We start from the raw sequence: 5,383 nt of genomic DNA on the forward strand, positions 1-5,383 counted from the left end.
CAAATTTTACGGTTGCATCGATGATGAAACCTTTATCCGTCAGCCTCAATGCGAACGATAAAATTAGATATTGTAGGTTGGGTAGAGCGGTATCGGAACCCAACAAATACACAAACATTCTAGAAATGTTGGGTTTCATTCTTCTGCTTGGTGCGCTAAACTCTCGGGGAACCCGTAGACGTTGGCGAAGCCTCTCCGTAGGAGATACGAAGCGAGGCGTGTCGCAGACGGAGCGCGCATCCGCAACCCAACCTACAATAAAATTGAACCCTCGCATCCCAATATGAACCCATCCCCGATCGATCTGCGCGAAGTTATTTCTTCTCAAATCCCCGCGCTTGCCCTGCTCCAAAATATGGGCTATACCTACATCACGCCAGCGCAAGCACTCGCACATCGTCAAGGGAAACGATCGAAAATAGTCCTCGAAGATATCCTGACTGCTCAACTTCACAAGCTCAATCAGATCGAACATCGGGGTAAAATTCATCCCTTCAGTGATGCGAACATTCAAACTGCTGTCGCTGCAATTAGTCAATTTCCTTACGATGCTCTCTCCACTACTGGTACACAGATTTACGATTTATTAGTATTAGGGAAAAGTCTCGAACAAACGATTGACGGTGACAAAAAAAGTCCACAACTACAATATATCGACTGGAATAACCCCGCTAACAACGTCTACCATGTCACTGATGAGTTTGAGATCGAACGTCTCAATAGTACCCAAACTCGTCGCCCCGATATTGTGGTGTTTATTAATGGCATTCCGCTAGTTGCGATCGAGTGTAAACGCCCAGATCTGCCTAAAGCTACTGAAGAAGCCATCAGTCAACACTTACGAAATCAACGCACCGATGAAATTCCGCACTTTTTTTGTGTCACTCAGATCTTAATTGCGATCGCCCAAAATACTGCCCAATATGCCACCACCAAAACTGAAAAGGAGTTTTGGGCGGTGTGGAAGGAAGAGGTAGGATTAGATAATTTTGAAGCAGAATTATATGCCTTAATTAATGTGGTTTCAGCAACTCAAAGTCAGCAATTATTGAGCTGGCGGGAATCGTGGGTAAAAGTAAAAATTCGCGAACTGTGGGCGGCGGGAGCGAGGTTAGTTTCGGCTCAAGATCGATTGCTGTATAGTTTGCTCAAGCCAGAGCGGTTATTAGATCTAATTTATGGTTATATTTTGTTCGATGCGGGGGATAAAAAAATCGCTCGTTATCAACAGTATTTTGCTGTCAAAGCGACAATCGATCGAGTCAAACAACAAGTCCGCAGTGATGATTCTCGCCAAGGTGGGGTAATTTGGCATACCACGGGTAGCGGAAAATCGCTGACGATGGTGATATTAGCAAAGGCTTTAGTAAGAGAGCCAAGCATTCTCAACCCGAAGATTATTCTAGTTAACGATCGAGTCGATTTAGACGATCAACTCAAGGATACATTTAAAGATTGTGGTACTGCACCAATCAAAGCTAAAAACGGCAAACATTTACTCGAATTACTCAATGAACCCAAAGCCGAAATCATCACCACTGTGATCGATAAATTTGAAACCGTCGCTAGGGAAAAAGGAACTAATACCAGTGCAGATATATTTGTCCTTGTCGATGAATCTCACCGCTCCCAATACGGACAGGTTCACGCCAAGATGCGAAATGTGTTTCCCCATGCTTGTTATATTGGCTTCACAGGTACGCCATTACTGAAAAAGGATAAAAGCACCGCCCAGAAGTTCGGCGGCTTTATTCACTCCTATACCATGCCTAAAGCTGTCGGTGATAAAGCGGTAGTGCCAATTGTCTATGAAGGGCGTGAGAGCGAATTTAAAAATACTGAAGCTGTCGATAAATGGTTCGATCGCATTACATCAAACTTAAATCCAGAACAAAAAGCCGACTTAAAACGTAAGTTCAAAAGTGCCGAACCACTGTATGAATCGGATGCACGGATGGCAGAAGTTGCCTACGATATCAGCCAGCATTTTGACAGACATTTTAAAGGGACAAAATTAAGAGGGCAATTTGCCACATCCAGTAAACGCGCTGCAATTACTTACAAAAAGCTGTTAGACAGTTGGGGTATCCGTTCTGCTGTAATTATCTCACCCCCAGACACTCGTGAAGATAACGATAGTGTCAATGAAGCTGATATCTCAGAAGTACAACGCTTTTGGAAAGATATGATGGCGATTTATAGCACCCCCAAGAATTATCAAGACAGAATAATTGAGAAATTCAAGGGCGGCGATGGGGACGATGCGCCGGATTTATTAATCGTCGTTGATAAATTACTAACGGGTTTCGACGCGCCCCGCAATGCAGTTTTGTACATCGATAAACGCCTCAAAGAACATAATATCTTGCAAGCGATCGCTCGCGTGAATCGCGTATTTGAAAATAAAGATTACGGGCTAGTCATCGACTATCGAGGCATTTTCGGTGAAATGACTGACGCGCTGGAAATTTACGACAAGCTAGAACGAGACGGATTCGATCGTGAAGATGTCGAAGGTGCTCTAGTAGATGTCCGGATAGAGATTGCCAAATTGCCCACGCTCCATGCGGCTGTGTGGGATGTATTTAAAGGCGTAAATAATCTTCAAGATACCGAAAGCTTGCAACAGTGGCTCGAGCCCCAAGATCGGCGGGATGAGTTCTATGCAGCCTTGACAGATTTCGCCAAAAACCTCAGACTCGCGCTCAGTAATGCGCCGTTCCAAGCCGATACTCCCGAACCTACTAAGCAACGATATCTTCAAGATCTCAAATCTTGGATTGTCTTGAGAGATCTGGTCAAAATTAGGTATGGAGAAAAAGTAGACTATTCTGAATATTCTGACCAAGTTCGGCGGATGGTAGAGAAAGAAATCGGCGCATCGGAATTTATTACCATTATCGAACCTGTCGATATTTTCGATCTCGATCGATCGAATGCTGAAATCGAAAGCATTGTGGGGACGGCTGCTCAGGCTGATGCGATCGCTGCGAGAATCAAAAAAGTCGCGATCGAACGAATGGAAGAAGATCCCGTATTATACTTGCGCCTGAGTCAACTAATTCAAACTGCGATCGACGATCATCGAGCTAAACGCCTAAGCGACATCGGCTATCTTCAAAAAATGCAGTCAGCAATGGAAATGGCGCGGAGTGGCGGTGCAAACACCGTTCCCGCGCCGCTACAAACCCGACCCCAATCACGAGCATTTTACAACGTCTTTCAAGATAAACTAGACAGCAATATCGATAATTCAGAAGTATTAGTTTTACTCTCGATCGGCATTGAAGACATTATCACCAAACATAAAATCCGTGATTGGCAACACAATCAAGACATCCAAAAGCAAATGATGAATGAAATCGATGATTTAGTTCACGACTTAAAAAAGACTCACAATCTCTTTATTCCTTGGGGTGATTTAGACGAACTAATTGCGAAGATCCTCAAGATTGCCGAAAATTATGAAGTCAACTGAGATCCATCGCGTGCCTTATGGCAGCAAAAATATTACCTTCGCGCTCGAATATTCCCCCCGCAAAACCCTCGCGATCGAAGTTCATCCAGACAGGAGTATTATCGTCAAAGCTCCGACCGATGCAGTAATAGAATCGATCGAAGCCAAGGTGATTCATCGCGCCGCCTGGATTGCCAAACAACAACGCCAATTCACGAAATACGCTCCATCTTTACCCGCTCCTGAATGTGTCGCAGGTGAAGGATATCGCTATTTAGGTCGTCAATATCGCCTGAAACTAATTGAAAATCAGTGTGAAAATATTCGGCTCTGGCAGGGCAGATTAGAAGTTTATACCGTCACCCACTTGGATAATCGAGAACGAGTAGAAAATATGATTTCTAACTGGTTTCGCGATCGAGCAACACTAATATTTAGCGAACGTTACCAGTGCTGTACTAAGCTAGTCGCAGCTTATTGCATCGAACACTATCACGGGTTTGAACTCCGTACTATGTCTAAACGCTGGGGAAGTTGCACCCCAAGCGGTAAAATATTTCTTAATCCCTTGTTGGTTAGTGCCCCTAAAGATTGCATCGATTATGTCATCATTCATGAACTCTGTCACTTGCGGTTCCCCAATCACTCGAAGAGCTTTTACAAGTTACTAGCGAGAATTTTACCAGATTGGCAAGAGCGAAAAGACAGATTGAATGCTCTAGTTGAATTGCGTTTAAAGACTTCAACTAGAGTTAAATATCCTTGTCAAGCCTAATTATCTAAATCGAGATAATGACCTGTTTGATTCGCCTTTTTTTAAATCGAACAAACTTAATGAACATGCTATTAATCGAGAATTCATCTGAATAGAGTTAGTAGCTACTAAATATTTAAAGAATGAAGACGATCGGTAATTTTTTTCAAACTCTCACTCACCCTCATCAGATCTCGCCTGAAATCATTCGTGCCAAAGCCTACGAAATGTGGAAAGCCCAAGGCGGGGGGATTGTCGATCCCGATGCCAATTGGCAAGCCGCGATCGAGCAATTGCAAGCGGCGGAAACGCTAAGTCGGCGGAGCTTTTTTCTCGAAATCGTTCGGCTATTTATTGCGAGTCTGAGTACGGGGGCGACTATTTTTGGTGGCTCGATTTTATTCTTGAACTTTTCTCAAGGTGAAAATCGGCTGATTACCGAGCGATTTACACGATCGATCGAGCAATTGGGCAACAAAGAAGAAACGATTAGAATCGGGGGGATTTATGCTCTCGAACGGATTGCTAATGATTCGCCGCGCGATTGCTGGACGATTATGGAGGTATTATCTTCCTTTGTACGGGGCAAACAGAGTATTAAGGGGCAAGATTCCGTTGCCAAGCCACCAGCAATTCGGACGGACTCCCAAGCGGCTTTAACCGCAATCGCTCGTCGCCAAATCGATCTCGAAACCGAGCAGCAGTATCTCGATCTGAGTTTTACCAATCTCTGCGAATCCAATCTCGTCGGCGCAAGGCTCGATCGCATTAAACTGAATAATTGTAGTCTGATTAAAGCCGATTTACGGGAGGCAAATCTCAAATTAGCCAATCTGAGTCATGCTAATCTAAATGAAGCCAATCTCACCAAAGCGCAACTCGATCGCGCGAACTTAATTCAAGCTAATTTGAGTCATGCAAATCTTAGTGCGGCGAATTTGAATGAAGCTAATCTCAATAAATCCGATCTCAGCGATGCTACCCTCGATGGTGCGGTACTGACGAATACTAGCTTGGGCAATACCAATCTTAGTAATGCGATTTTGATAGGTGCCAATCTCCGAGGGGCAACATTGAGCAAAGCCAATCTCACCAAAGCCGATCTCAGCGGTGCCGATTTATCTGGTGTCAATCTCACAGGTGCCAATCTCAATAAAGCCGATTTTCGGAAG

3 protein-coding genes are annotated in these 5,383 nt (G+C 44.2%); all 3 read left to right on the forward strand.

Annotated features, from left to right (window positions below; all coding sequences use genetic code 11):
* Positions 1–283 precede the first annotated feature (283 nt).
* Positions 284–3,478 carry an HsdR family type I site-specific deoxyribonuclease gene (locus tag RMO84_RS03595; RefSeq protein ID WP_310487087.1) on the forward strand — a complete coding sequence of 1,065 codons (3,195 nt, stop codon included), beginning with the start codon at positions 284–286 and terminating at the stop codon, positions 3,476–3,478.
* A complete protein-coding gene (locus tag RMO84_RS03600) occupies positions 3,465–4,232 on the forward strand; it encodes a SprT family zinc-dependent metalloprotease (RefSeq protein WP_310487088.1) in 768 nt (255 codons plus the stop codon). The genes RMO84_RS03595 and RMO84_RS03600 overlap by 14 nt, the downstream gene beginning before the upstream one ends.
* A 122-nt stretch (positions 4,233–4,354) precedes the next feature.
* On the forward strand, positions 4,355–5,383 hold a 1,029-nt coding region (locus RMO84_RS03605; RefSeq protein ID WP_310487089.1), incomplete at its 3' end, for a pentapeptide repeat-containing protein.

It is taken from the genome of Chamaesiphon sp. VAR_69_metabat_338 (genome assembly GCF_031423935.1).
Taxonomy (GTDB): Bacteria; Cyanobacteriota; Cyanobacteriia; order Cyanobacteriales; family Chamaesiphonaceae; genus Chamaesiphon.